26 protein-coding genes and 1 pseudogene are annotated in these 24,679 nt (G+C 38.5%); 13 read left to right on the top strand and 14 right to left on the bottom strand.

The window, feature by feature from the left end:
- From HT708_RS00520 to HT708_RS00535, 4 genes are all read left to right on the top strand, one after another.
- A partial coding sequence (locus HT708_RS00520) for a hypothetical protein (RefSeq protein WP_138699592.1) occupies window positions 1-375 on the top strand: 375 nt, incomplete at its 5' end.
- Entirely contained in the window at window positions 368-1,546 is a 1,179-nt protein-coding gene (locus HT708_RS00525) for an MFS transporter (RefSeq protein ID WP_138706156.1), read from the top strand. The genes HT708_RS00520 and HT708_RS00525, both read left to right, overlap by 8 nt.
- Window positions 1,547-1,554: 8 nt before the next feature.
- The gene (locus HT708_RS00530) at window positions 1,555-1,890 is read left to right on the top strand and encodes a hypothetical protein (RefSeq protein ID WP_172925853.1); all 336 of its coding nucleotides are present in this window, start codon (window positions 1,555-1,557) and stop codon (window positions 1,888-1,890) included.
- Between the two features lie 27 nt (window positions 1,891-1,917).
- Complete coding sequence (locus HT708_RS00535) at window positions 1,918-2,199, top strand: hypothetical protein (RefSeq protein WP_172925854.1); 282 nt, start codon at window positions 1,918-1,920, stop codon at window positions 2,197-2,199.
- 105 nt (window positions 2,200-2,304) lie between these two features.
- Here HT708_RS00535 and HT708_RS12285 read toward each other — a convergent pair.
- Both HT708_RS12285 and tnpB read right to left on the bottom strand, forming a co-directional pair.
- Window positions 2,305-2,933 (bottom strand): annotated as a pseudogene (locus HT708_RS12285) (transposase); the annotation flags it as partial.
- Between the two features lie 57 nt (window positions 2,934-2,990).
- A complete protein-coding gene (tnpB, locus tag HT708_RS00550; RefSeq protein ID WP_172925855.1) occupies window positions 2,991-3,341 on the bottom strand; it encodes an IS66 family insertion sequence element accessory protein TnpB in 351 nt (116 codons plus the stop codon).
- A gap of 369 nt (window positions 3,342-3,710) precedes the next feature.
- Between tnpB and ylqF the strand changes: the two genes are divergently transcribed.
- The 4 genes from ylqF (at window position 3,711) to xerS (ending at window position 8,516) form a co-directional block, all read left to right on the top strand.
- On the top strand, window positions 3,711-4,562 hold the full coding sequence (gene ylqF, locus HT708_RS00555) for a ribosome biogenesis GTPase YlqF (protein WP_172925856.1): 852 nt from the start codon (window positions 3,711-3,713) through the stop codon (window positions 4,560-4,562).
- On the top strand, window positions 4,549-5,328 hold the full coding sequence (locus tag HT708_RS00560) for a ribonuclease HII (protein ID WP_172925857.1): 780 nt from the start codon (window positions 4,549-4,551) through the stop codon (window positions 5,326-5,328). The genes ylqF and HT708_RS00560 overlap by 14 nt, the downstream gene beginning before the upstream one ends.
- Before the next feature lie 15 nt (window positions 5,329-5,343).
- A complete protein-coding gene (locus tag HT708_RS00565; protein WP_138699520.1) occupies window positions 5,344-6,894 on the top strand; it encodes a ClC family H(+)/Cl(-) exchange transporter in 1,551 nt (516 codons plus the stop codon).
- Window positions 6,895-7,445: 551 nt separating this feature from the next.
- Window positions 7,446-8,516, top strand: a complete 1,071-nt coding sequence (xerS, locus tag HT708_RS00570) for a tyrosine recombinase XerS (protein ID WP_000817848.1) — start codon at window positions 7,446-7,448, stop codon at window positions 8,514-8,516.
- Between the two features lie 213 nt (window positions 8,517-8,729).
- Here the strand turns inward: xerS and pdrM are convergent, their stop codons facing one another.
- From pdrM to dhaK, 10 genes are all read right to left on the bottom strand, one after another.
- Window positions 8,730-10,082: a sodium-coupled multidrug efflux MATE transporter PdrM gene (gene pdrM / locus HT708_RS00575; RefSeq protein WP_031233691.1), complete on the bottom strand. Its 1,353-nt coding sequence runs from the start codon at window positions 10,080-10,082 to the stop codon at window positions 8,730-8,732.
- A 10-nt stretch (window positions 10,083-10,092) separates the two neighbouring features.
- Window positions 10,093-10,353, bottom strand: a complete 261-nt coding sequence (locus HT708_RS00580; protein ID WP_001105926.1) for a hypothetical protein — start codon at window positions 10,351-10,353, stop codon at window positions 10,093-10,095.
- A 13-nt stretch (window positions 10,354-10,366) separates the two neighbouring features.
- Window positions 10,367-11,635: a dihydroorotase gene (locus tag HT708_RS00585; protein WP_172925858.1), complete on the bottom strand. Its 1,269-nt coding sequence runs from the start codon at window positions 11,633-11,635 to the stop codon at window positions 10,367-10,369.
- Window positions 11,636-11,647: 12 nt separating this feature from the next.
- Window positions 11,648-12,112: an 8-oxo-dGTP diphosphatase gene (locus tag HT708_RS00590; protein WP_001135768.1), complete on the bottom strand. Its 465-nt coding sequence runs from the start codon at window positions 12,110-12,112 to the stop codon at window positions 11,648-11,650.
- 9 nt (window positions 12,113-12,121) lie between these two features.
- Window positions 12,122-12,775 carry a uracil-DNA glycosylase gene (locus HT708_RS00595; protein ID WP_172925859.1) on the bottom strand — a complete coding sequence of 218 codons (654 nt, stop codon included), beginning with the start codon at window positions 12,773-12,775 and terminating at the stop codon, window positions 12,122-12,124.
- Window positions 12,776-12,912: 137 nt separating this feature from the next.
- Window positions 12,913-13,515 carry a hypothetical protein gene (locus HT708_RS00600; RefSeq protein WP_050226594.1) on the bottom strand — a complete coding sequence of 201 codons (603 nt, stop codon included), beginning with the start codon at window positions 13,513-13,515 and terminating at the stop codon, window positions 12,913-12,915.
- Between the two features lie 58 nt (window positions 13,516-13,573).
- Window positions 13,574-14,287 (bottom strand): YjjG family noncanonical pyrimidine nucleotidase, encoded by a 714-nt coding sequence (locus tag HT708_RS00605; protein ID WP_172925860.1) that lies wholly within the window; start codon window positions 14,285-14,287, stop codon window positions 13,574-13,576.
- Between the two features lie 457 nt (window positions 14,288-14,744).
- Window positions 14,745-15,119 (bottom strand): dihydroxyacetone kinase phosphoryl donor subunit DhaM, encoded by a 375-nt coding sequence (dhaM, locus tag HT708_RS00610; RefSeq protein ID WP_138706515.1) that lies wholly within the window; start codon window positions 15,117-15,119, stop codon window positions 14,745-14,747.
- Window positions 15,119-15,694 (bottom strand): dihydroxyacetone kinase subunit DhaL, encoded by a 576-nt coding sequence (gene dhaL, locus HT708_RS00615; RefSeq protein ID WP_000990804.1) that lies wholly within the window; start codon window positions 15,692-15,694, stop codon window positions 15,119-15,121. The genes dhaM and dhaL overlap by 1 nt, the downstream gene beginning before the upstream one ends.
- Before the next feature lie 21 nt (window positions 15,695-15,715).
- Window positions 15,716-16,705, bottom strand: a complete 990-nt coding sequence (gene dhaK / locus HT708_RS00620) for a dihydroxyacetone kinase subunit DhaK (protein ID WP_000720685.1) — start codon at window positions 16,703-16,705, stop codon at window positions 15,716-15,718.
- 153 nt (window positions 16,706-16,858) lie between these two features.
- Here dhaK and dhaS point away from each other — a divergent pair, with 153 nt between their 5' ends.
- Together dhaS and dhaQ are read left to right on the top strand one after the other, a co-directional pair.
- Window positions 16,859-17,389: a dihydroxyacetone kinase transcriptional activator DhaS gene (gene dhaS, locus HT708_RS00625; RefSeq protein WP_000168611.1), complete on the top strand. Its 531-nt coding sequence runs from the start codon at window positions 16,859-16,861 to the stop codon at window positions 17,387-17,389.
- Window positions 17,386-18,375, top strand: coding sequence for a DhaKLM operon coactivator DhaQ (dhaQ, locus tag HT708_RS00630; protein WP_172925861.1), 990 nt, complete (start codon window positions 17,386-17,388; stop codon window positions 18,373-18,375). The genes dhaS and dhaQ overlap by 4 nt, the downstream gene beginning before the upstream one ends.
- A gap of 227 nt (window positions 18,376-18,602) precedes the next feature.
- On the opposite strand, the gene ptsP is transcribed toward dhaQ, so the two are convergent.
- Both ptsP and HT708_RS00640 read right to left on the bottom strand, forming a co-directional pair.
- A complete protein-coding gene (gene ptsP, locus HT708_RS00635) occupies window positions 18,603-20,336 on the bottom strand; it encodes a phosphoenolpyruvate--protein phosphotransferase (protein WP_172925862.1) in 1,734 nt (577 codons plus the stop codon).
- Window positions 20,337-20,341: 5 nt separating this feature from the next.
- Window positions 20,342-20,605: a phosphocarrier protein HPr gene (locus HT708_RS00640; protein WP_000146947.1), complete on the bottom strand. Its 264-nt coding sequence runs from the start codon at window positions 20,603-20,605 to the stop codon at window positions 20,342-20,344.
- Between the two features lie 350 nt (window positions 20,606-20,955).
- On the opposite strand from HT708_RS00640, the gene nrdH reads away from it, so the two are divergent.
- The 3 genes from nrdH to nrdF all read left to right on the top strand — a co-directional run bounded on the left by nrdH (window position 20,956) and on the right by nrdF (window position 24,563).
- Window positions 20,956-21,174 (top strand): glutaredoxin-like protein NrdH, encoded by a 219-nt coding sequence (nrdH, locus tag HT708_RS00645; RefSeq protein WP_172925863.1) that lies wholly within the window; start codon window positions 20,956-20,958, stop codon window positions 21,172-21,174.
- Window positions 21,175-21,254: 80 nt separating this feature from the next.
- Window positions 21,255-23,414 carry a class 1b ribonucleoside-diphosphate reductase subunit alpha gene (gene nrdE, locus HT708_RS00650; RefSeq protein WP_172925864.1) on the top strand — a complete coding sequence of 720 codons (2,160 nt, stop codon included), beginning with the start codon at window positions 21,255-21,257 and terminating at the stop codon, window positions 23,412-23,414.
- Between the two features lie 186 nt (window positions 23,415-23,600).
- On the top strand, window positions 23,601-24,563 hold the full coding sequence (gene nrdF / locus HT708_RS00655) for a class 1b ribonucleoside-diphosphate reductase subunit beta (protein WP_000451369.1): 963 nt from the start codon (window positions 23,601-23,603) through the stop codon (window positions 24,561-24,563).
- Window positions 24,564-24,679 lie beyond the last annotated feature (116 nt).

Below are 24,679 nucleotides of genomic sequence, written 5' to 3' on the forward strand. Positions count from 1 at the left end.
ATGAAAAGATTAGCGGACGTCGTTTTGAGCGAACTTCAATTGTTGCAGGACAGTCTAACGAATTATAAAAAAGCGTATTATTTATCTGATAGAAGTTTTGATTTCTGGTATGACTTACAATACATATATGTCGAGCTGAATATGTATGAAAAAGCACAAAGATTATTAGAACAATGTCAATTCAAAGTTTCACAGTTAGATTTATCTTTTCTAGAAGATTATTTGGTTATATCTTTAGAAATTTTATATAACTGCAATAAATTTAAACAAATGCAACCATTATTGAAAATTTTAGATACACATTTTAGTGATAATGAAAAATTATCGGATATGAAAGAAACACTAGAAAGTGAAGTGAGCGAATATCATGAATAACTATCGAATTATCTTAAGAAAATATCCTATTGCAATCAATTTTTTTATTTTCAATTTGTTTTTTAAACTATCTATGTATACTTCAAAAACAGTTCATGCACTCTGGTTTGAAATGAATGATAGGCTCCCTAATTATGGTCTATCCTATTCTGCCATGGCATTTGCTGGCATCTTTTCATTTTATATTGGTAAAAAAATAGGACGATTTACCCCTCAAAGAGTGATTCAATGTGGTTTAATTTTATATAGTATTGGCTTATTCTTTAGGATGTTTCCTAATAACTCAGGCATTTCTATAATATCTGGTTTTGTTTCAGGAATCGGTGCTTCGGTAGTGTTGTTATTAATTAGAGTATGGATTGTAGGCATAGGAAGTGAAGAAGAACGTTCCTCTATTGTATCGTTGAAAGAATTTGCAGACGGAGTAGGGAGTTCTTTAGGCATGCTACTAGCAGGTTTTCTTGTCTGGATTTTAACATTCTTGTTTCAAAACGCTACACAATTGACTCTACTTTTTTCGAGCGTCCTTTGCCTGATTACTGTATTTCTAATTCCTCCTATTACTCAATCTTATAATGAGAGTGGCGATTTGGAGAAGGCTGAATTTAAACATTTTGCAAAAGCTAGAACCCTGCTTGTTGGAACTATAATATTCGGCTTCATTATGGGGGGAAGCGTAAGTTTATTTGCTCCATATCTTCCAGTTATTTTAAGCAAACAAGGTATAAATGTATCTGTTATTGGTGTAACATTGACAATTTTAGGACTACTGAGTACTTATTTCTCTTCTCTTTTTTCAGGTCAAAAAACCTCAAAATATAAAGAGTATATCTTTGTGGTCAGTGAAATTTTAGTGGGCTTATCAACAGCTTTATTGATATTTAATATGCAATTTTTATACTTGTTTCTTATTCTTATATGCAGAGCTTTGTTCTTAAATGGTTCTGTAATTAGTCAAGAATTAATGGAGTTGGATATGTATCCTAAAGAACAAATTTCATATTTCTATGGTATATCTCAAACTTCATATTTTATTGGAGATAGTTTAGGTGGATTACTTGGAGGGAATCTGTATGCAAATGATTTACAAAAAACATTAATCATTTTCTTTATCATTTCCACTATAAATGCAATTTCTTTGTTTCTTTTTTATAAGTATATGAAAAAGTAGGTCACAGGATGATGAAAATAAAAAATTTGGATTTAAATGATGCTATATTCCTATCTTATACTCAAGATAGGAAACTTTTATGGCATGATGAATTATTAGTAGATAATAATGGACAAATAATATATGATAAAGAATTTTCTGCAATACTATCAAATAAAAATTGGAATTATGTGATAGATGAATTGGTAAGAACGATTGAGTATATAGTGAGTAAAACAGTAAAAGATGTTAAAAAAGTTTATTTATATTCAGGAAGTTTTGGATCTATATTAGGATTACTACTGAGTGCCAGATTTTCTCACAATCTAGGTGGACATATATGCGTTTCCCCTTTGATAGATTGATCTAATCAAATAAAAAAAACAAGTGGAATGGAAAGGAAATGGTTTACTGATAAGTTCTCGACAACTGAAATTACAGAAATGTTTTCTGATAAGGTGTGGAAGAAAAATCTTCCTTATAAAACATTCATCATGCAAAGTCCTAGAGATAAAGTTTTAGATTTTTATTATATGAAGTCGACATTGAACAACTATAAATGTTTTGAAATTGATGAATTACCAATAAATGGTCATGGGCCTGAAACTGAATTTGAACTCGATATACTTAATCAAAGTGTTTTAGAAAAAATGAATAAATTATTTGTTGATTGACAATGCTAATTTTCTGTAACCGTCCAATAACGAAGTATATTGAAAAATCTCCATATTAGGAACTATCCGTGAGTTCTCTAATCTGGAGATTTCTTATAGGGTCTGGAGCTCTTCTTGACGTCTCTGTAGGCGTTCATCAGCTGGCAAAGCCTCCCAGTCTCTTTCCAAGGAAAATAACTGATCACAATAAGCTAAACCTTTAGCTCCTAAGGATGAGTTATCTGCTTGCTTGGGGGTGGATTCAAAAAACTTCCTTCTCACATGCGCCCAACATCCAACAAGTTCAGCTTCTTCCAGTTGACGATAAGCTTCTAGCGGTTCGCAGTTTACCAAGCTTAGCGTCGCCTTGCTCCTAAACCTTGGACTGCTATCGCATAGGCAGAACTAGAGGACTAAAGTCCTAAGTTACTGCCGCAACATGTCACAATGCACATAGCCAGAATAATCTCCTAGGAATTCTTGTACTACTGAACCACTTCGACGCTGATCATGGTGGTAAAGCCTAATCCCTTGTTTCTCTGATTTTCCTGACAAAAAAGTCCAATAGTAGGTCAGATGGCTATCACTTTCTAAGACCCGATAAGAGGTTTCATCCGCATGAAGAAGAGCTTGTTCTAACAACTTTTCTCGTAAAAGGTTATAAAGGGACTCTAATAGTATTGACTCGTCTTGATATGCCAATTAGAGATTTCCTTACGTGTGATTGGTAAACCCATCTTAGCCCAATCTTCTTTCATCGTCTTCCCCTCCTTGTTTTCTAACTTTATTATACTAAAAAGAAAGGCATCATTTCAATAGAAATCACGACTTTCTGATGAATTTATTTGGGGAGTGATAGAAAAGCCCTTCATCAGCCAGTCTACTTGTTCTGGTGTGAGAGCTTTGACATCCTTTTCTGTACTTGGCCAAGTCAACTTACCGTTCTCAAAGCGTTTATATAGTAGCCAAAATCCTTGACCATCCCAGTAAAGGGCTTTAAAGCGGTCTTTACGTCCACCACAAAAGAGAAAGACTTGACCGGAGAAAGGATCCAATTCAAAGTGGGTTTTAATGAGATAAGCCAGTGAATCAATGCCTTGTCTCATATCCGTTTTCCCACATACAAGGTGAACTTGACCTAAATCGCTTAGTTGAATCATCATAGTACACTACCTTTCCTCCGATAACTATTTTTATCTAGTATACCGGAAGTTGGGGAATTAGGATAGATACGATACCTTGTTATGACGCGCTTACTTTAGAATAGTACGTTATAGATGTTAAAATATTTCTAGAAATTAATTTGACTTTCCTAATCGATTTGTTCACATCTTGTTTTAATCTACTATATATAGGGTACTTGAAAGGCTATCATCGGACAAAATAAAGAAGGCATGATATAATATAAAGTAGATTTCTATATCATAAAACAAGAACTGTTTGGACATTATTCATTTGAAGATTCTCTATGTTCAAACAATATTAAATTAAATAAGGGGCTCTAAACCCTTGCTACGAAAGGAAAAAACTCAATGGCTACTATTCAATGGTTTCCTGGTCACATGTCTAAAGCGCGTCGGCAGGTGCAGGAAAATCTAAAATTTGTTGATTTTGTAACGATTTTGGTGGATGCACGCTTACCTCTATCTAGTCAAAATCCTATGTTGACCAAGATTGTTGGTGATAAACCGAAACTCCTGATTTTAAACAAGGCGGACTTGGCCGATCCAGTAATGACCAAAGAATGGCGTCAGTATTTTGAATCACAGGGAATCCAGACGCTGACTATCAATTCCAAAGAGCAAGTGACTGTAAAAGTTGTAACAGATGCTGCTAAGAAGCTCATGGCTGATAAGATTGCTCGCCAGAAAGAACGTGGGATTCAGATTGAAACCTTGCGTACCATGATTATCGGGATTCCAAACGCTGGTAAATCAACTCTGATGAACCGTTTGGCTGGTAAAAAGATTGCTGTTGTTGGAAACAAGCCAGGGGTCACAAAAGGTCAACAATGGCTTAAAACCAATAAAGATCTGGAAATCTTGGATACACCGGGGATTCTCTGGCCTAAGTTTGAGGATGAAACTGTTGCACTTAAGTTGGCATTGACTGGAGCTATCAAGGATCAGTTGCTTCCTATGGATGAGGTTACCATTTTTGGTATCAATTATTTCAAAGAACATTATCCAGAAAAGCTGGCTGAACGCTTCAAACAAATGAAAATTGAAGAAGAAGCGCCTGTGATTATTATGGATATGACCCGTGCCCTCGGTTTCCGTGATGACTATGACCGTTTTTACAGTCTCTTCGTGAAGGAAGTCCGTGATGGCAAACTCGGTAACTATACCTTAGATACATTGAAAGACCTCTATGGCGACGATTAAAGAAATAAAAGAACTTCTTGCAACGGTCAAGGACTTAGATAACCCTCTTTTTTTACAACTCGAACAGGATAGTCGCTCTGGAGTTCAAAAGGAAATCAGCAAGCGTAAAAAAGCCATTCAGGCTGAATTAGATGAGGATTTTCGTTTGGAATCCATGCTTTCCTATGAAAAAGAACTTTACAAGCAAGGATTGACCTTGATAGCAGGTATTGATGAGGTTGGTCGTGGTCCTCTTGCTGGTCCTGTAGTCGCTGCAGCTGTTATTTTACCTAAAAATTGTAAGATTAGAGGCCTCAATGACAGCAAGAAAATTCCTAAAAAGAAACATCTGGAGATTTTCCAAGCAGTTCAAGACCAAGCCTTGTCAATTGGCGTTGGTATCATGGATAATCAGGTCATCGACCAAGTCAATATCTACGGAGCAACTAAACTGGCCATGCAGGAAGCAATCTCCCAGCTCAGTCCTCAACCTGAGCACCTTTTGATAGATGCCATGAAACTGGAGTTGCCCATTTCACAAACCTCCATCATCAAAGGAGATGCCAACTCCCTCTCGATTGCAGCAGCTTCTATAGTAGCCAAGGTGACACGTGATGAATTGATGAAGGACTACGATCAGCAGTTCCCTGGTTATCATTTCGCTACTAATGCAGGATATGGCACAGCTAAACACCTGGAAGGCCTCACAAAACTAGGAGTTACCCCAATTCACCGAACCAGCTTTGAACCCATTAAATCACTGGTTTTAGGTAAAAAAGAAAGTTAATTGAAAGGAAATACCATGGAGGAACAGTCGGAAATAGTCCGTTCTAAGAAAGAATTCGCCTTTGCATCCAGTACTATATTATCCCAAGTTGGACGAGGAATCATTGTCGGCCTCGTCGTTGGAATTATCGTCGGATCCTTTCGTTTCTTAATTGAAAAGGGCTTCCACCTGATACAAGGACTTTATCAAGATCAAGGGCACCTAGTGCGCAATCTTTTTGTACTGGTTTTGTTTTATATACTCATCTGTTGGCTCAGTGCTAAATTAACTCGATCAGAAAAAGATATCAAAGGCTCAGGAATTCCGCAAGTCGAAGCCGAACTGAAAGGCCTCATGTCCCTCAACTGGTGGGGCGTTCTTTGGAAAAAATATGTGCTAGGAATGCTTGCTATTGCCAGTGGACTCATGCTGGGGCGTGAAGGACCAAGTATTCAACTGGGAGCAGTTGGTGGTAAAGGTATTGCCAAGTGGCTCAAATCCAGTCCAGTAGAGGAACGTTCCTTAATTGCCAGTGGAGCTGCAGCAGGTTTAGCCGCAGCCTTTAATGCACCAATAGCAGGCCTCCTCTTTGTAGTAGAAGAAGTTTATCACCATTTTTCGCGCTTTTTCTGGGTTTCTACACTAGCAGCCAGCATCGTAGCAAACTTTGTGTCTCTGCTCATGTTCGGTTTGACACCAGTATTGGATATGCCAGATAACATTCCTCTCATGACCCTAGATCAATACTGGATTTATCTTGTGATGGGAATTTTCCTTGGATTTTCCGGTTTTCTCTATGAAAAAGCTGTGCTCGATGTCGGTAGACTTTATGATTGGATTGGTCAAAAAATCCATTTGGATAGAGCTTATTATCCAATTCTTGCTTTTATTCTCATCATACCAGTCGGAATTTTTTTACCCCACGTCCTTGGTGGTGGAAATCAGCTTGTTCTTTCCTTAACTGAGCAAGATTTTAGTTTCCAAGTTCTATTAGCTTACTTTTTAATTCGCTTTATCTGGAGCATGATTAGTTATGGAAGTGGTCTTCCAGGAGGCATTTTCCTACCAATTTTGGCGCTTGGTTCCTTACTTGGTGCCCTAGTTGGTGTTATCTGCGTCAATCTTGGACTTGTCAGTCAAGAGCAATTCCCTATATTTGTCATTCTAGGAATGAGTGGCTATTTTGGAGCAATATCAAAAGCTCCCTTAACTGCCATGATCCTCGTAACTGAGATGGTAGGAGATATTCGCAACCTCATGCCACTTGGTCTTGTCACTCTTGTTTCTTATATTATCATGGATTTGCTCAAGGGTACACCAGTCTATGAAGCCATGCTGGAAAAAATGCTTCCAGAAGAAGTATCCAGTGAAGGAGAAGTTACCCTTATCGAAATACCAGTTTCTGATAAGATTGCTGGAAAACAAGTACACGAACTCAACTTACCACACAACGTCCTCATCACTACCCAAGTCCATAATGGAAAGAGCCAAACAGTTAATGGCTCAACCAGAATGTATCTGGGTAATATGATTCACCTGGTTATTCCAAAAAGTGAAATTGGAAAAGTCAAAGATTTGTTGTTGTAGAGTTTGTTTACATAATTTATCTTATGTAAACAGCTGACCTGATTTATTTAGAAAACCGATTCTCAGCAATGAGATCGGTTATTTTTTACTGATGAGGAATTTTACATATAAATAATTGAGCTTTGGTGAAAATAAGACTATAATTAAGTTAGAAATGATAAAGCATAAAGCTAGAAAGGAGTTTACTGTATCAAATCTGTACAGTAAGATTAAAATCATGAAAAAGAAAACAATAGCAATTATACAGTGCATTTTGTATCTCATAGCTCCCTTATATAGCTCTTCAGTTATGTAGTATTAACAGAACTTTAGTGGGTGAGATTTTTTTATTTTCCTTATTCTGTTAACTATTTCATTCTGGTTTAGTATTTGGAAGCTAGAAAAAGCACTAGCTAATGATTCACAATGAAACTCCAAAGACTTAGATCCGTATTACACAGGTCTAAGTTTTTTAAAAAGCTCTATAACATCTTTCCGAAAAACTATAATTTTCTTGAAAAATAAATAAGTCCATGCTATACTACTAATAGACTTATTTATGGAGAAAATACATGAAACGTGAGATTTTACTGGAACGAATCGACAAACTAAAACAAATCATGCCCTGGTATATTCTTGAATACTACCAATCTAAGCTTGCTGTTCCTTACAGTTTTACAACCTTGTACGAATACCTCAAGGAATATGATCGATTTTTCAGCTGGGTTTTGGAGTCTGGTATCTCAAACGCTGATAAAATGTCTAATATTCCTTTATCTGTCTTGGAAAACATGTCAAAGAAAGATATGGAGGCTTTTATCCTTTATCTTCGAGAACGTCCTTTGCTGAATGCCAATACAAGCAAACAAGGTGTTTCTCAGACAACCATCAATCGGACCTTGTCAGCACTTTCTAGTCTTTATAAGTATTTGACTGAGGAGGTTGAAAACGATCAAGGGGAACCTTATTTCTATCGTAATGTAATGAAGAAAGTTTCAACCAAAAAAAAGAAAGAAACACTTGCTGCTAGAGCTGAAAACATCAAGCAAAAACTCTTTTTAGGTGATGAAACAGAAGGTTTTCTAACTTATATTGACCAAGAGTACCCACAACAGCTTTCAAATCGAGCTCTCTCATCATTCAACAAAAATAAAGAACGAGATTTAGCCATTATTGCCCTTCTCTTGGCATCGGGTGTTCGCTTATCTGAAGCTGTTAATCTGGATTTAAGAGATCTCAATCTAAAAATGATGGTTATTGATGTCACTCGAAAAGGTGGCAAACGCGATTCGGTCAATGTTGCTGCCTTTGCTAAGCCTTATTTAGAGAATTATCTGGCCATTCGAAATCAACGCTATAAGACGGAAAAAACAGACACAGCCCTCTTTTTGACACTCTATAGAGGTGTTCCCAATCGTATTGACGCTTCCAGCGTTGAGAAAATGGTTGCTAAATACTCAGAGGACTTCAAAGTCCGTGTAACACCCCATAAACTGCGCCATACCCTAGCAACTAGGCTCTATGATGCTACTAAATCGCAAGTTTTGGTCAGTCACCAGCTAGGACATGCCAGTACACAAGTCACTGACCTCTATACTCATATCGTCAATGATGAACAAAAGAATGCCTTGGATAGTTTATAATTTTACGTAATATAACTTATGTAAAATTTTTATCAAGAAAAGAAGCTGCTAAAAATAAGCAACTTCTTTTCTTGATATCTGATACCAGTAAAGTAGCGTGGAATATCAATTGTTTCTATATTTTTGAAATTCTCATTTGCCTACTACTAATTTAACTATAGCAAAAATAATGCAGATAAGGAAGGATATTTTTGCTTGTAGGAATTTTAAAAATCAAGCTTTTCTGGATTCAAATCTCTTCATAATCGCAGTTAAACGCCAACGGTAGAGAGCCCCGCTCACGATTAAACTAATAATCAAACCAATCCAGTAAGAATAAGCTCCAAAATCTGTTAGAGAGTCGAATACCATAGCTACTGGGAGTGTCACCCCCCAATAACCAACCAAACCAAGGTAAAAAGGAATAACGGTATCCTTATACCCCCGTAAAATTCCCTGAAGAGGTGCTGCAAAGGTATCTGCTAACTGGAAGAAAAGACTGTAAGTCAAAAAACGTGCTGTCAAATCGATAAATTCTGGGTTGTTACCATAAAGACTAGCCACACTTCCCCTAAAAATGTAAAGGAAGGATAAGGTGAAGACCGCAAAAATGAGGGCTGTCCATCTTCCTAGACCAATATAGGTTTTCGCATCATCAAATCGCTTGGCTCCCACTTCATAGGAAACGACAATAGCCATAGCAGATGAGATACTCATAGGAAAGGCGTACATGAGACTTGAAAAGTTCATAGCTGACTGGTGACTAGCGATAATCAAGGACGAGAACTTAGCCATAATCAAGCCAACCACGGAAAAGATAGCCACCTCAGCAAATACAGTCCCCCCAATAGGCAGACCTAAACGAACTCCTTCCTTGATTTTATCCATATTAAGCGGAATTCGTTTCTCAAGATGTAGAGCCTTGAGCTTCTCCTGTTTAAATAGAACCAGAACAGAAATCCCCAGCAAGACCCAGTAGGCCAAGGATGTTCCTAAACCAGCACCAGCACCTCCCAGTTCTGGAACACCAAAGGCCCCGTAAATCAAGAGATAGTTAAATCCACTATTGAGAGGAAGCAACAAAAGCATGAGATACATGGACAACTTAGTCAACCCCAGCGAATCCAGCAAGGAACGAATGACACTAAAGAGCAACAAGGGGATAATTCCAATAGATAAAAACCAGAGATAACGAACTGCTACTGCCGCCACTGGTGCTTCTAGTCCAAGATGATTCAAGATTGGTGGTGCCAGGAAAATTACCATCCCCAGCAAGACCACAGATAGTCCCAAAGCCAAATAGATAAATTGGTAAAAATCAGACGCAACTTCTTCCTTTTTACCACTACCAAGATGGTGACCAATGATAGGCACCAGGGCTGACACAATCCCTGTTAGGAATGTAAAAAAAGGATTCCAGATACTGGTCGCCATAGACACACCAGCCAAGTCCATGGTATTGTATTGGCCTGTCATTGCAGTGTCAACAAAAGAGGCAGAATAATTGGCAAATTGGTAGATTAGGATTGGGAAGAAAATTTTTAAAAATAATACTAACTTCTCTTGTAAACACTTTGTCTTATACATACTTCTCTTTCTATTCTGATTTATCTAAACCAAAGAGTTTCAGACCATAGTTTTTCAAACTTAGCGGAGGATTATTAGATTTTGAAGTAGTATGCCAACACGCACATGTACGACAATAATAGCTTCTAACTAAACCTCCATTATCATATTGAACCGCATGGTCAGCTTTTTCTTTAGTTTCATATTGAATTTTAGAACGATTAGCTGCGGGACAGTAAATTCCACTATTAGATTTCGCTTGTCTCTCCCTACGTTTTCGAAAATAATTCATATTCTAACTCCTATCAAGCTTGATAGACAATTTGTCCCTTACAGATGGTATATTTAACCTGCCCTTTTAAGGTTTCACCGATAAAGGGTGAATTAGTCGCTTTGGAAGCAAAATGGGAGTCCACAAGACGGTCATCCTTAGCATCAAAAATAGTGATGTCCGCTGGACCATTCTCAGCCAAGTAACCTGCTTCAAAGTTATAAAGTTTGGCTGGGTTGTAGGTCATCTTTTCAAGCAATTCCATCAAGGTCAATTCCCCAGCTTCTACCAAATAAGTTAAACCGAGGGAAAGAGATGTTTCCAAACCAGTCATACCAGATGGCGCTTTGGTAATATCCTCAATGTTTTTCTCATCTGCATGATGAGGCGCATGGTCAGTTGCGATAACTGTGATGACGCCTGATTTGAGGCCTTCGATAACGGCACGACGGTCTGATTCCAAACGAAGTGGAGGATTCATCTTAGCATTGCTACCTTGTGTCAAAAGGAGCGATTCAGTCTTAGAAAAATGCTGTGGCGCTACTTCTGCTGTGACTTGCGCACCCAAACCTTGAGCAAACTCCACTACTTTAACACTTTCTTCCTTAGACAAATGCTGGATGTGAACATGGGCCTTAGTTGCATAGGCAATCATGACATCACGCGCCATCATAGCATACTCAGCCACCCCAGTCGCACCGCAGATATGGAAATGTTCTTTAGCGATATTTTCATTAAAGCCAAGAATCCCATTCAAACCTGGATCTTCCTCATGAAGACTAATAAAGGTATTAAGCTTTTTAGCTTCTTCCATAGCTTCCTTGACAACTTTACTGCTTTCAAGCGGAATACCGTCGTCTGAGAAACCAACCGCACCAGCTGCTAAAAGTGCCTGAAAGTCTGTCAAATCTTGGCCATTAAAGTTTTTAGTAATGGTCGCAACCGTCTTAACATTAATCTTTTCTTTGGCAGCTGAATCCAGAACTTCTTTTAAAGTCTCTACATCCGAGATAGTTGGACTGGTATTAGCCATCATGACAACCGTGGTAAAACCACCTGCAGCGGCTGCTAGGGCACCCGTATGAATGTCTTCTTTATGGGTTTGACCAGGTTCACGGAAATGAACATGGATGTCAACCAAGCCAGGAGCAACTACAAGACCAGTAGCATCAATTATATCTGCTCCTTCTTCTTTAATCTCAGGCGCAATTTTGATAATTTTCCCATCTTGAACTAAGACATCACACACTTGATTCAAACCAGACTTGGGATCCATTACACGACCATTTTTAATTAGTAGCATCTGTTTTCTCCTTTATTCATAGAAATCGACTTGGGTATCCAACAATTTATCCCCATCATAAACAAACTTGGCTGAAAAGAAGGGTTTATCCTCTAAAAGCCACTCAACAAAGGTATGGTCACCTTCCCAAGTCGGCTTGCTCAAAACCTCATCATAGGGAACCCATTCCAGCGTTCCCTCGTTGCAGTCAATCAAATCGCCCTCAAACTCTGTCACCTTAAAAACATAGGTGTACCAGTCTAAATCTGGCGTAAATTCAGGAAAAGTGATGACACCTTTTAGAACTGGCTTGGCTTTGAGCCCTGTTTCTTCGAGGATTTCACGCGCCGCGCACTCCTGAGGGGTCTCTCCTCGCTCTAGCTTACCACCCACACCAATCCATTTCCCTTCATGGACATCATTGGGTTTCTTATTACGGTGGAGCATGAGCAGTTCCTTCCCGTTATCAATGTAGCAAATTGTCGCTAACTGAGGCATATTCTCTCCTTATCTAAGCCAATCGATTGGCTCTTGTCCTGTTTCTTTTAAGAATGCATTGGCCTTGGAAAAAGGCTTGGAACCCCAAAATCCTCTATAAACCGACAAAGGACTGGGATGGGCTGATTCGATAATCAAGTGATGAGGATTGGTAACTAAGACCTTCTTTTTACGTGCATAAGCTCCCCAGAGTACAAAAACGACTGGTCTATCTAGATGATTGACCACCTGAATCACAGCATCTGTAAATGGCTCCCATATCTGACCAGCATGACCATTGGCCTGTCCAGCAGGAACTGTCAAACAAGCATTAAGAAGCAAGACTCCTTGCTCAGCCCAAGCTGTCAAATCATGAGATTTCTTAACCCCGATATCATCTGACAATTCTTTCAAGATATTTTGCAAGGATGGCGGAGCTGGGATAGAGTCAGGTACAGAAAAACTCAAACCCTGCGCTTGACCTGGCCCGTGATAGGGGTCTTGCCCTAGAATCACCACCTTAACGTCTTCTAGGGGTGTGGTCAAGAGAGTCTGAAAAACCTTTTCCTTGGGTGGATAAACAGTCCCCTGACCATAGACCTGATTCATAAACTGATTGATTTTCCCAAAATAACCCTCAGGTAATTGCGCCTTAATCAAAGCATGCCAAGACGAGTGTTGCATAGCCGACTCCTTCATTTTTACTGCCTCTATTATAGCAAAAAGTGGCTATGGAAACCACTTTTTACAGTTTATCTAAAGATTTAATAAATCGACTATATATACGATTTGAATACGTGAATACAGTTTATAAAGACTGGCTATTTTTTATAATTACTTTTTAAATCATTAAGCATTTTACTACCTCTTTCGAAGATTATCTTTTCTGAAATATTTTTAAACATATTAAAATCCATTTCAGAAAAAGGAGTTTCTTTAGAAACTTGCCATATAGTTTTTAAATAATTTTTTTCTAAAAAGTCGTCAAAATTAGAAAACAATCGAAAATACAATGCATTCTCTTGGTGTAAAATCGCTCTTTTTAAAGGATAATACTCTTTAATATTATTAACTTTTTGTTCGTAGGCATACTTTGCTACATGATCTAGGTATATATCAAAAAAATCATGAGGAAAATCTCCCATACAGCCATTACGATTCATATTGAGGCTATATTTTCGATTAGTAAGATAATTCGGAAATATATTTCCTATTACTCTAAGATTATCTACTTGTGAATCCCTTCTCCCAATATAATCCCCTTCTTTGACTAATGATGAAGATTTCCAAGTAAAAATTAAATCGCCAGAGAAATTTTTCTTATCAAAAAACTTAAAAAGAGATTGATAAATACTATTTGCTAATTGACAAGTGTCAGATGTAAATTCATAATTAACAGTTTCATTAAAATCAACTTCAGACATTTCAATCTACTCTTCAATAGTAATATTAGCTTTTTTTGTAGTCATTAGCTCGTCTCCTTTAAAATGTGATCTTTTCAAGAATATTTTTATCTAAACAATCCAGCAAGTCTTGGAAAGAATAGACTTCGTAAGTCGGCTGGGCTTGTGTGTGATTTTCGAGGTGATGAGGATTATACCAGATAGTGTCAATCCCCGCATTATTGCCACCTTGAATGTCGGCGGTTAGAGAATCTCCAATCATCAGCGTCTTTTCTTTACTAAATCCAGCAATTTGCTGGCCGATTTTTTCATAAAAGAGAGCATCCGGCTTTTGAGTTTGCAATTGCTCAGAGATAAAGACTTGATTGAAATAAGGTTCTAGACCAGATTGAGCCAAACGTCCTGTCTGAATGGCAGTAATGCCATTTGTCGCAGCATACAAGTCATAATCACGATCAATGAGGCTGTCCAAGAGATCATGAGCGCCCGATAGTGTTTGTCCCTGCTGGGCGAGGTAAAATTGGTAACGTTGGGCAAGAAAACTACCGTCTTTTTCCTGTCCAAAATGAGCAAATAAACGAGAAAAGCGCTTGTTAACCAGCTCTTGTTTACTGATTTTCTTCAGCTCCAAGTCTTTCCAGAGAGCCTTGTTCATAGGAACGTAATAATCTTTATAAGCCTGAATATCCGCAACTCCTTCTTCTTTTAGAAGTTGGGTCAAAGCCACATCCTCAGCAGCATCAAAATCAAGAAGAGTGTGGTCGAGGTCGAAGAGTAGAAATTTGTAGGACAATTTGAGGTTTTCCTTTCTGAAAATTCATTAAGAACATTATATCATAAAGCACCTCATACAATTAACTAATTTAATCACTTGAAAAAATTCGAACACTTTCTATACAACTAACAGCTCAAATCTTTCAGAATAGAACAATCCTAACTATCGAACACCCCAACTTCATAAATATCCATGCAATTCTAGACCTAGAATTCCTATAAACTAAATGTTTTCGTACTCTTCTAAGTAATTGATTGCCTTAAATATTAATTTTTGAAGGATTCTAAAGCTAGAATAACCCCATCACAATCATTTTTGAATGATTAACAATTTAGAAACTCTATGATTCTACTCCTTTTACATTAAAAAGGAACTGCATAAAGCAATCCCTTTCTGATTTTGAAATTATTTACTTAAAATTTGATAGTTGAGATCATCAATAGCCCACCTATAAAAAGAATTATAGTAAAATTCCTTATTTATTGATTTCAAGTTCCGCCAACTGTGTTTGAATAACTGACAGTTCTGCACCAGCCTGAAGAAGAGCACCTGCAGTATAGGCACCTTCTACAATTGGAACCCTATTGATCATGATACTTTTATCACTGAAATCAGCCACCATTTCTAAGTTCATTTTAGCAGAACCTAGGTCAAAAAAGGCTAATAAGGTATCTGCTGGATTTTCGGAAACAACCCTATCTACTTGATCAAAACTTGTTCCAATTCCTCCATCTTCGGTTCCTCCTACATAAGTAATCGGAACATCTTTAGCTACTTCACTAATCAGTTCAACGACACCTTCTGCAATGTTTTTGGAATGTGAAACGATAACAAGACCAATACTTCCCATTAAACCACCCCAGTTTCTAAAAGAGCAGTAAAGAGTAATCCTGATGAGAATGATCCAGGATCAATATGTCCAAGAGAACGTTCTCCTACATAAGACGCCCTTCCTTTAGTTGCAAGTAAATCTTTGGTAGCATTCACTACCTTATCAATAACCTCTTGAGTCAATTGACCAGCAGACAAAGCAGCAATAACAGGAGTCCAAACATCAACCATTGTCTTTTCTCCAACTTCTGCTTTCCCACGTTTGACAATCATATCCAAACCGCTTTGTAAGATTTCCTCTATTTTCGAATTAGAGTCAGCCTTGGCCATGCCCATAAAAGCAGAGCCATACAAGGGACCAGAAGCACCGCCTACCTTACTCAGCAGTTGCATTGAGACAAGTTTAAACACATCACTGTTAGTTTCAAATTGCTTTCCTTCTAAGTTTTCCATAACTGCAGCCATGCCACGCGCCATATTTCCACCGTGGTCTCCATCTCCTATCGGAGTGTCTAACTCACTAAGGTAATCTTTCTGTTCTTGAATCTTTTCATTAAAAAGCTTCATCCATTCAAGAGCTTGTTCAGCATTCATTTGACATTTCCTCCTTGACTCTTACCAAGCTGGTGTAGTAACAGGTGCATTTAGAGCATCCAACCATTCATCATCTGCCAATCGAATCAATGTTAATGATAAGCCAGCCATATCGATTGATGTCATATAGTTTCCAATTTTCTTAAATGCCAACTCAACACCTTTTTCATGGAGCAATTTAGCCACATCATTTGCAAATACGTATTGCTCCATAAGAGGAGTGCTTCCTAAACCATTGATGAGAAGGCCATAGCGTTCACCAGCCTTAAGTTGGAAACCTTCAGATAGTTTTTCAACCAATTCTGAGGCCAATTGTGCTGAAGGTTGCATTTTCTCTTTTTTATATCCTGGCTCACCGTGAATACCAACTCCATATTCAAATTCATCATCTTCTAGAACAAATCCTGGTTTCCCAACTTCTGGAACAGTAGCGCCAGATAGAGCTAATCCAATTGTTTTAATTTCTAAGACAAGTTTGTCGGCCAAGTCCTTCATTTCAGATAATGATTTACCAGAACGAGCTGCAGCCCCCAAAATTTTATGGACTAATATAGTACCTGCAACACCTCGACGGCCTTGGGTATAGAGACTATTTTCAACAGCGATATCATCATCAACCACAACACTTGCTACATCAATACCTTCCATTTCAGCAAGTTCTTGTGCAATTTCAAAGTTCATAATGTCACCAGAATAGTTCTTGATGACCATGAAAACTCCAGCACCTTCATCAGCCGCCTTAATGGCTTCTAAAATTTGATCCGGAGTAGGTGAAGTGAAGACTGCTCCACAAATGGCAGCAGACAACATTCCATCTCCTACAAATCCAGCATGACTGGGTTCATGTCCTGAACCTCCACCTGAAATGAGTCCAACTTTTCCTGTCTTTTCTGCCTTTCTAACGATAACATCAAAACCATCTAAGCGTTGAACCAAGTCATCATGCATGAATGACAACCCCTGCAACATTTCATCAACAACTTGTGTCGGTTCATTTATAATTTTTTTCATGAGAAACTCCTTTCGGCATCTACCTTTGTTTTCGATTTCATTATATACTTTTTATTGCTGGATGATAAGGGACAGATTCTATTATTTGTCCCCTTTTAAACCCGTTTCAAACATTTTTTTGGTAAAATGAAGGAAGTAAAAGAAAGGCTTCCTATGGCATCATCACTCATTACAAAAAAACGGATTGCCAAGGCATTTAGAGACCTATTAGCTACTAGAGAATTTGATAAAATCTCCATTGTAGATATCATGGAATCAGCTGGCATTCGTAGACAGACCTTTTACAATCATTTTCTTGACAAATATGAACTGCTAGACTGGATATTTGAAACTGACTTAACCGAGTATATCACCAATAACTTGGACTTCATTTCAGGCCAAAAACTATTACAAGAATTATTTCTTTATTTCGAACAAGAGCGTGATTTTTATATTCAACTTTTTGATATTCAAGGGCAAAATAACTTCTATGACCACTTTATCAGCTACTGTCGCTTGCTTGTATCAAAAATTTTAAGAGAATATGGTCAGATTGATAGCGATTCATCTGCTTATACTTGTTTTTTGCTAGATTATCACTCACATGCTCTAGCAGAAATCGTGAAGGCTTGCGTCAATAAAAAAAGTCCAGTTCCACAACCAGACTATCTCATCATGACAATTATTGGAAAGAGGCCACAATGACATTTATTTCAAATCATAAACAGAAAATTATTTCAAGTTACATTTCAGCAACTGTCAGCAGTCATCCTGAATTAGAAAAACACCCTACCTTACCTTTAGTCTATCAAAAAAATCGCAATCCTCATCAGGTTCCAATATTGTCGGGTGGAGGTTCCGGTCACGAACCTGCGCATATTGGATATGTGGGAGAAGGAATGCTTACTGCTGCTATCTATGGCCAATTATTTACTCCTCCTACAAGAACTGAAATCTTAGAGTCCATTCGTTTTTTAAACAATGGTCAAGGTGTCTTCATCATTGTAAAAAATTTCGAAGCAGACATCAAAGAATTTAGCTCGGCCATTAACACTGCTAGAAAAGAAGGAATTAAAGTCGGCTATAGTCTAGCACACGACGATATTTCTATTGAACCTCACAATAGATTTCAAATTAGAGGAAGAGGGCTTGCAGGAACAATTTTACTTCATAAAATCCTAGGATATGCAGCTCAAAACGGTGCCGACATAGAACAACTAACTGATTTAGGTCATGAACTTGCTCCCGAAATCGCAACAATTGGCTTTGCAACGAAATCTGCTAGTCTCCCCCAAGCCACCCTTCCACTATTTAACTTGGAAGAAGGAAATATTTCTTATGGTATTGGGATACATGGCGAAGAAGGCTATCGTATAGTCCCATTCCAATCATCGGAAATCCTTGCAAATGAAATTATAAGTAAATTAAGATTGCACTATCATTGGAAAAAGGGTGATCAATTTATATTGCTTGTAAATAATCTAGGCACTACCAGCAACTTAGAAATGGGTATATTTATCAATGATCTCCTTCAACTCTTAGAAATTGAAGGAATCACTATTACATTTATAAAATCAGGAACATTTATGACCAGTCTGGATATGGCAGGTATATCCGTAACTCTTTGCCCTGCGAAAAATAAACAATGGTTAGAAGCGCTCAATGCTCCAACAACAGCTTTTTCATGGTAATTTGCTTGTATAACTCAAAAGGGCTACATCACTTGATAGACCTTTGCTTTTATCTTATACTCAATGAAAATCAAGGAGCAAACTAGGAAACTAGCCGCANNGTCAGTGAGCATATCTACGTTAAGGCGACGCTGACGTGGTTTGAAGAGATTTTGAAAGAGTATTAGATCATACTTTTCTAAAATGCGTCAAAAAAACCTTGCAACTAGGTTACAAGGTTAATGACATTAATCGAAATTAACGTATTCTTTTTGAAGTTCAAGTACTTCTTCCATTGTTGAACACTCTGTAAGGGCACGGTTAGCGTACTCTTCCATCTTAGCAGTATCCAATTTCTTCATCAAGCTACGTGTACGAAGGACAGATGTTGCTGACATAGAGAACTCATCCAAGCCCATTCCGACAAGAAGTGGAACAGCTTTTTGGTCACCAGCCATCTCACCACACATACCAGCCCATTTACCTTCAGCGTGAGCTGCCTTGATAACGTTGTTGATCAAGCGAAGGATTGATGGGTTATATGGTTGGTAAAGGTATGAAACTTGCTCATTCATACGGTCTGCTGCCATTGTATATTGGATCAAGTCGTTTGTACCAATTGAGAAGAAGTCAACTTCTTTTGCAAATTGGTCTGCAAGCATAGCTGCTGCAGGAATTTCAATCATGATACCAACTTGGATGTCATCCGCAACTGCAACTCCTTCAGCAAGAAGATTTGTTTTTTCTTCTTCATAAACTGCTTTAGCTGCACGAAATTCTTTCAAGAGGGCAACCATTGGGAACATGATACGCAATTGACCATGAACAGAAGCACGAAGAAGGGCACGGATTTGTGTACGGAACATTGCATCTCCAGTTTCAGAAATAGAGATACGAAGGGCACGGAATCCAAGGAATGGGTTCATTTCGTGTGGCATATCGAAGTAAGGAAGTTCCTTATCTCCACCAATATCCATTGTACGAACAACCACTGGTTTACCATTCATTCCCTCAAGAACAGCCTTATACGCTTCATACTGCTCATCTTCTGTTGGGAAGTCTTGAGAATCCATGTACAAGAACTCTGTACGGTAAAGTCCAACAGCTTCTGCACCGTTGTTGTTAACACCTTCAACGTCTTTTGGAGTACCGATGTTAGCTGCCAACTCGAAGTGTTTACCGTCAGCAGTCACTGTTTGAGCATCTTTCAAAAGTGCCCATTCAGCTTTTTGTTTAGCATAAGCTTCACCAGCTGCTTTAAATTCTGCCGCTTGTTCATCTGTTGGGTTGATAATCACTTCACCAGTAATTCCGTTAACGGCAAGGATATCACCGTCTTTGACGATTTCAGTGATGTTATTTGTTCCCAATACAGCTGCAATTTCAAGTGTACGTGCCATGATAGCTGAGTGGCTTGTACGTCCACCGATGTTTGTTACAAAAGCTTTTACAAAGTTTTTGTCCAATTGAGCTGTATCAGATGGTGTTAAGTCATGTGCAATCACGATTACTTCTTCATTGATAGAAGCTGGGTTTGGCAATTTCTTACCAAGAAGGTTTGCCAATACACGTTTTGTCACGTCGCGGATATCCGCTGCACGTTCTTGCATGTATGGGTTGTCTTCCATGCCTTCAAAGATAGTGATGAACATATCAGTCACTTCTTTAAGACCTGCTTCTGCATTGACTTTCTTAGCACGAATTGTTTCTTTAATCTGACCAATCAATTCTGGGTCAGAAAGAACCATCAAATGAGCGTCAAAAACTTGAGCCGCTTCTTCACCAAGCGTACCTACAGCTTTCTCACGGATAAGAGAAAGCTCGTTTTGAGAAGCTTCAAGAGCAACATCCAAACGAGCCTCTTCTGCGTTTGTATCTTCGACTGAAACAGTCTCGAATGACAAATCCGGTTGAACGAGTAGATATGCTTTTGCAACTGCAACACCGTCAGATGCTGCGATTCCTTTAAGCATTTCTGTCATTTCCCTTATGCCAATCCTTCTTTTTCCATTGTTTCTGAGATTGCAGCGATGGCGTCATCTGCATCTGCACCTTCAGCTGAGATAGTTACGTCAGCACCTTGGCCAACACCAAGACTCATAACACCCATAATTGATTTAAGGTTCACTGATTTACCTTTGTACTCAAGAGTGATATCTGAAGCAAATTTGCTAGCAGTTTGCACCAACAATGTTGCTGGACGTGCGTGAATACCTGTTTCTGCCACTACGTGGAAATCTTTAGAAGCCATAGTTCGACTCTCCTTTTGTTCTTTCTTTTTTTGAGTTATATGTGATAACCCTTACAGTTTGGTATTATACCATCTTCTAGGATTTTTTTCAAGCATTTTCTGGATTTTCCTTCAATTTCCTTTCAGATAACTTGCTGAAAATCTTCTATCCTAGATAACAAAACACAGGATATAGTTTCTTCAAAAACAATTTATAGGATAATTATTGCTGTTTTATAAAACAAACACTACATATTGTGTTTTGTGAGCTTGACTAGAAAAACAGACCACTATATTTAGTTCAAATCATTGACAAAATTTTATTTTCTGATATACTAGGATAGTATTAAATTTTGAAGAGGAGTTACACAATGGTAACCGTTTATTCTAAAAACAACTGTATCCAATGTAAGATGACCAAACGTTTCTTGGACAGTAATAATGTCTCTTATCGTGAAATCAATCTTGATGAGCAACCTGAGTACATCGATCAAGTTAAAGAGCTCGGTTTTAGCGCAGCTCCTGTTATCCAAACACCAACTGAAGTCTTTTCAGGTTTCCAACCAGGAAAACTGAAACAATTAGCATAATCTTAGTACATCATCCAGAAGAAACTGCTTCTAGGGCTAACTTAGAGGCCTTTCTTTTGTAATTAGATAAGGGAAATTTTATGGGATTAAAACATCTTGAAGACGTGACTTACTTCCGTCTCAATAACGAAATCAACCGTCCTGTCAATGGACAAATCATGCTTCATAAAGATAAGGAAGCCTTGGATGCCTTCTTTAAAGAAAATGTCGTTCCAAACACTATGGTTTTTGATTCAATTAAAGATAAAATCAACTACCTCATTGACCACAACTACATCGAAACAGCCTTTATCAAGAAATACCGTCCAGAGTTCTTGGAAGAATTGGCTCAATTTATCAAAGACCAAAACTTCCAATTCAAGTCATTCATGGCAGCTTATAAATTTTACAATCAATATGCCTTAAAGACTAATGACGGTGAATACTATCTTGAAAGCATGGAAGACCGTGTCTTCTTTAACGCCCTTTATTTTGCTGATGGGAATGAAGCTATTGCAATCGATATTGCCAATGAAATCATCCACCAACGCTACCAACCTGCTACTCCTTCCTTCTTGAATGCTGGACGTGCTCGCCGTGGGGAGTTAGTATCTTGCTTCCTAATCCAAGTAACGGATGATATGAACTCTATTGGACGTTCTATCAACTCAGCCCTTCAACTTTCACGTATTGGTGGTGGTGTGGGAATTACCCTCAGCAACCTTCGTGAAGCTGGTGCACCTATCAAAGGCTATGAAGGAGCTGCTTCAGGTGTCGTTCCTGTTATGAAACTTTTTGAAGACAGCTTCTCTTACTCCAACCAATTGGGGCAACGTCAAGGTGCCGGTGTTGTCTACCTCAACGTCTTTCACCCAGATATCATCGCTTTCCTTTCAACTAAGAAAGAAAACGCTGATGAAAAAGTACGTGTCAAGACTCTATCACTTGGTGTTGTAGTACCTGATAAATTCTACGAATTGGCTCGTAAAAATGAAGAAATGTACCTCTTCAGCCCTTACTCTGTAGAAAAAGAATACGGTGTGCCATTCAATTACATCGACATTACTGAAAAATACGATGAATTGGTCGCAAATCCAAATATTCGCAAGACAAAAATCAAGGCGCGGGATTTGGAAACTGAAATCTCTAAATTGCAACAAGAGTCTGGCTATCCTTATGTAGTCAACATCGATACGGCTAACCGTGCAAATCCTGTTGATGGAAAGATTATCATGAGTAACTTGTGTTCTGAGATTCTTCAAGTTCAAGAACCAAGCTTGATCAACGATGCTCAAGAATTCCTTCAAATGGGAACAGATGTTTCATGTAATCTGGGTTCAACCAACGTGGTTAACATGATGACTTCACCTGATTTTGGTCGTTCTATCCGTGCTATGGTTCGTGCCCTTACTTTCGTTACAGATAGTTCACATATCGTAGCTGTACCAACGATTGACCATGGAAATAGCCAAGCCCACACCTTTGGTCTCGGTGCCATGGGACTGCACAGCTACCTTGCCCAACAACTCATTGAATATGGTTCACCTGAGTCTGTTGAATTTACAAGCATCTACTTTATGCTTATGAACTACTGGACCTTGGTAGAGTCAAACAATATTGCGCGTGAACGTGGTATTACCTTCCACAACTTTGAAAAATCAGACTATGCTAAGGGAAGCTACTTCGACAAGTATGTGACTGGCGAGTTTGTTCCAAAATCAGACCGTGTTAAAGAACTCTTCAAAGATGTCTTTATCCCTGGTGCTGCTGATTGGGCTGAACTTCGCGACAAGGTTCAAGCAGATGGTCTTTACCACCAAAATCGCCTTGCTGTAGCGCCAAATGGTTCTATCAGCTATATCAACGACGTTTCTGCTTCTATCCACCCGATTACGCAACGTATCGAAGAACGCCAAGAGAAGAAAATTGGTAAAATCTACTACCCTGCTGCTGGCTTGTCTACAGAAACCATTCCTTACTACACTTCTGCCTACGATATGGATATGCGTAAAGTCATCGATGTTTACGCTGCTGCGACTGAACACGTGGATCAAGGACTTTCACTCACCCTCTTCATGCGCAGTGACATTCCAAAAGGCCTTTACGAATGGAAGAGGGAAAATAAACAAACGACACGTGACTTGTCCATCCTTCGTAACTATGCCTTTAACAAGGGAATCAAGTCTATCTACTACGTCCGCACCTTTACAGATGACGGTGGAGAAGTCGGTGCCAACCAATGTGAAAGCTGTGTGATTTAGTTTCTAGCATAGAAACACTATTTTTCCCTAAGCAGCACTGATAAAATCAAATCTACTATGTCATAACATAATTTATGTAACATTTTAAAAGTCGGGATTCCGACTTTTTGTGCGATACTCCTATAGAATTATGGTAAAATAGAATAATTGTGAGTTCGCAATACTAAACACAGAAAGAGATTTCAAATGGAAACTTACTACAAAGCCATTAACTGGAATGCCATCGAAGATGTCATCGACAAATCAACTTGGGAAAAGCTGACAGAGCAATTCTGGCTCGATACACGTATTCCCTTGTCAAATGACTTGGATGACTGGAGAAAGCTATCTAACAAAGAGAAAGACTTGGTTGGAAAAGTCTTTGGTGGTTTAACCCTTCTCGACACTATGCAATCTGAAACAGGTGTTCAAGCCCTTCGCGCAGACATCCGTACACCACATGAAGAAGCTGTTTTCAATAACATCCAATTTATGGAATCTGTCCACGCTAAATCTTATTCATCAATCTTTTCTACCTTAAATACTAAGGCTGAGATTGAAGAAATTTTCGAATGGACCAATACCAATCCTTATCTGCAAAAGAAGGCTGAGATTGTCAACGAAATCTACCTAAACGGTAGCCCACTTGAAAAGAAAGTTGCCAGTGTCTTCCTCGAAACCTTCCTCTTCTACTCTGGTTTCTTCACTCCCCTCTACTATCTTGGTAACAACAAACTAGCCAACGTTGCAGAAATCATTAAATTGATTATTCGTGACGAGTCTGTTCACGGAACCTACATTGGTTACAAATTCCAACTTGGTTTCAATGAATTGCCTGAAGAAGAGCAAGAAAAACTCAAAGAATGGATGTACGACCTACTCTATACTCTTTATGAAAATGAAGAAGGCTACACAGAGAGTCTTTATGACGGTGTTGGTTGGACTGAAGAGGTTAAAACCTTCCTTCGCTACAATGCCAATAAAGCTCTCATGAACATGGGACAAGATCCACTTTTCCCAGATTCAGCTGAAGATGTCAACCCAATCGTTATGAACGGTATTTCAACAGGAACTTCCAACCATGACTTCTTCTCTCAAGTCGGAAATGGTTACCTTCTTGGCGAAGTTGAAGCCATGCAAGATGATGACTACAACTACGGTTTGGACTAATACTCTTCGAAAATCTCTTCAAACCACGTCAGCTTCGCCTTGCCGTAGATATGCTCACTGACTTCGTCAGTCTTATCTACAACCTCAAAACTGTGTTTTGAGCAACCTACGGCTAG

The sequence above is a fragment of the Streptococcus sp. 3613 genome, assembly GCF_013277375.1.
GTDB classification, from domain to species: Bacteria; Bacillota; Bacilli; order Lactobacillales; family Streptococcaceae; genus Streptococcus; species Streptococcus pseudopneumoniae.

Coding starts and splice junctions, on each gene's coding strand:
- HT708_RS00595 (WP_172925859.1), bottom strand. CDS start 12,775: ATGCAACACTCGTCTTGGCATGCTTTGATTAAGGCGCAATTACCTGAG.
- HT708_RS00560 (WP_172925857.1), top strand. CDS start 4,549: ATGGCGACGATTAAAGAAATAAAAGAACTTCTTGCAACGGTCAAGGAC.
- ylqF (WP_172925856.1), top strand. CDS start 3,711: ATGGCTACTATTCAATGGTTTCCTGGTCACATGTCTAAAGCGCGTCGG.
- pdrM (WP_031233691.1), bottom strand. CDS start 10,082: ATGTATAAGACAAAGTGTTTACAAGAGAAGTTAGTATTATTTTTAAAA.
- HT708_RS00640 (WP_000146947.1), bottom strand. CDS start 20,605: ATGGCTTCTAAAGATTTCCACGTAGTGGCAGAAACAGGTATTCACGCA.
- HT708_RS00590 (WP_001135768.1), bottom strand. CDS start 12,112: ATGCCTCAGTTAGCGACAATTTGCTACATTGATAACGGGAAGGAACTG.
- HT708_RS00530 (WP_172925853.1), top strand. CDS start 1,555: ATGATGAAAATAAAAAATTTGGATTTAAATGATGCTATATTCCTATCT.
- tnpB (WP_172925855.1), bottom strand. CDS start 3,341: ATGATGATTCAACTAAGCGATTTAGGTCAAGTTCACCTTGTATGTGGG.
- HT708_RS00565 (WP_138699520.1), top strand. CDS start 5,344: ATGGAGGAACAGTCGGAAATAGTCCGTTCTAAGAAAGAATTCGCCTTT.
- dhaK (WP_000720685.1), bottom strand. CDS start 16,705: ATGAAAAAAATTATAAATGAACCGACACAAGTTGTTGATGAAATGTTG.
- nrdE (WP_172925864.1), top strand. CDS start 21,255: ATGGGATTAAAACATCTTGAAGACGTGACTTACTTCCGTCTCAATAAC.
- nrdF (WP_000451369.1), top strand. CDS start 23,601: ATGGAAACTTACTACAAAGCCATTAACTGGAATGCCATCGAAGATGTC.
- HT708_RS00600 (WP_050226594.1), bottom strand. CDS start 13,515: ATGTCTGAAGTTGATTTTAATGAAACTGTTAATTATGAATTTACATCT.
- ptsP (WP_172925862.1), bottom strand. CDS start 20,336: ATGACAGAAATGCTTAAAGGAATCGCAGCATCTGACGGTGTTGCAGTT.
- HT708_RS00580 (WP_001105926.1), bottom strand. CDS start 10,353: ATGAATTATTTTCGAAAACGTAGGGAGAGACAAGCGAAATCTAATAGT.
- dhaM (WP_138706515.1), bottom strand. CDS start 15,119: ATGGGAAGTATTGGTCTTGTTATCGTTTCACATTCCAAAAACATTGCA.
- HT708_RS00585 (WP_172925858.1), bottom strand. CDS start 11,635: ATGCTACTAATTAAAAATGGTCGTGTAATGGATCCCAAGTCTGGTTTG.
- dhaS (WP_000168611.1), top strand. CDS start 16,859: ATGGCATCATCACTCATTACAAAAAAACGGATTGCCAAGGCATTTAGA.
- dhaQ (WP_172925861.1), top strand. CDS start 17,386: ATGACATTTATTTCAAATCATAAACAGAAAATTATTTCAAGTTACATT.
- dhaL (WP_000990804.1), bottom strand. CDS start 15,694: ATGAATGCTGAACAAGCTCTTGAATGGATGAAGCTTTTTAATGAAAAG.
- xerS (WP_000817848.1), top strand. CDS start 7,446: ATGAAACGTGAGATTTTACTGGAACGAATCGACAAACTAAAACAAATC.
- HT708_RS00535 (WP_172925854.1), top strand. CDS start 1,918: ATGGAAAGGAAATGGTTTACTGATAAGTTCTCGACAACTGAAATTACA.
- nrdH (WP_172925863.1), top strand. CDS start 20,956: ATGGTAACCGTTTATTCTAAAAACAACTGTATCCAATGTAAGATGACC.
- HT708_RS00525 (WP_138706156.1), top strand. CDS start 368: ATGAATAACTATCGAATTATCTTAAGAAAATATCCTATTGCAATCAAT.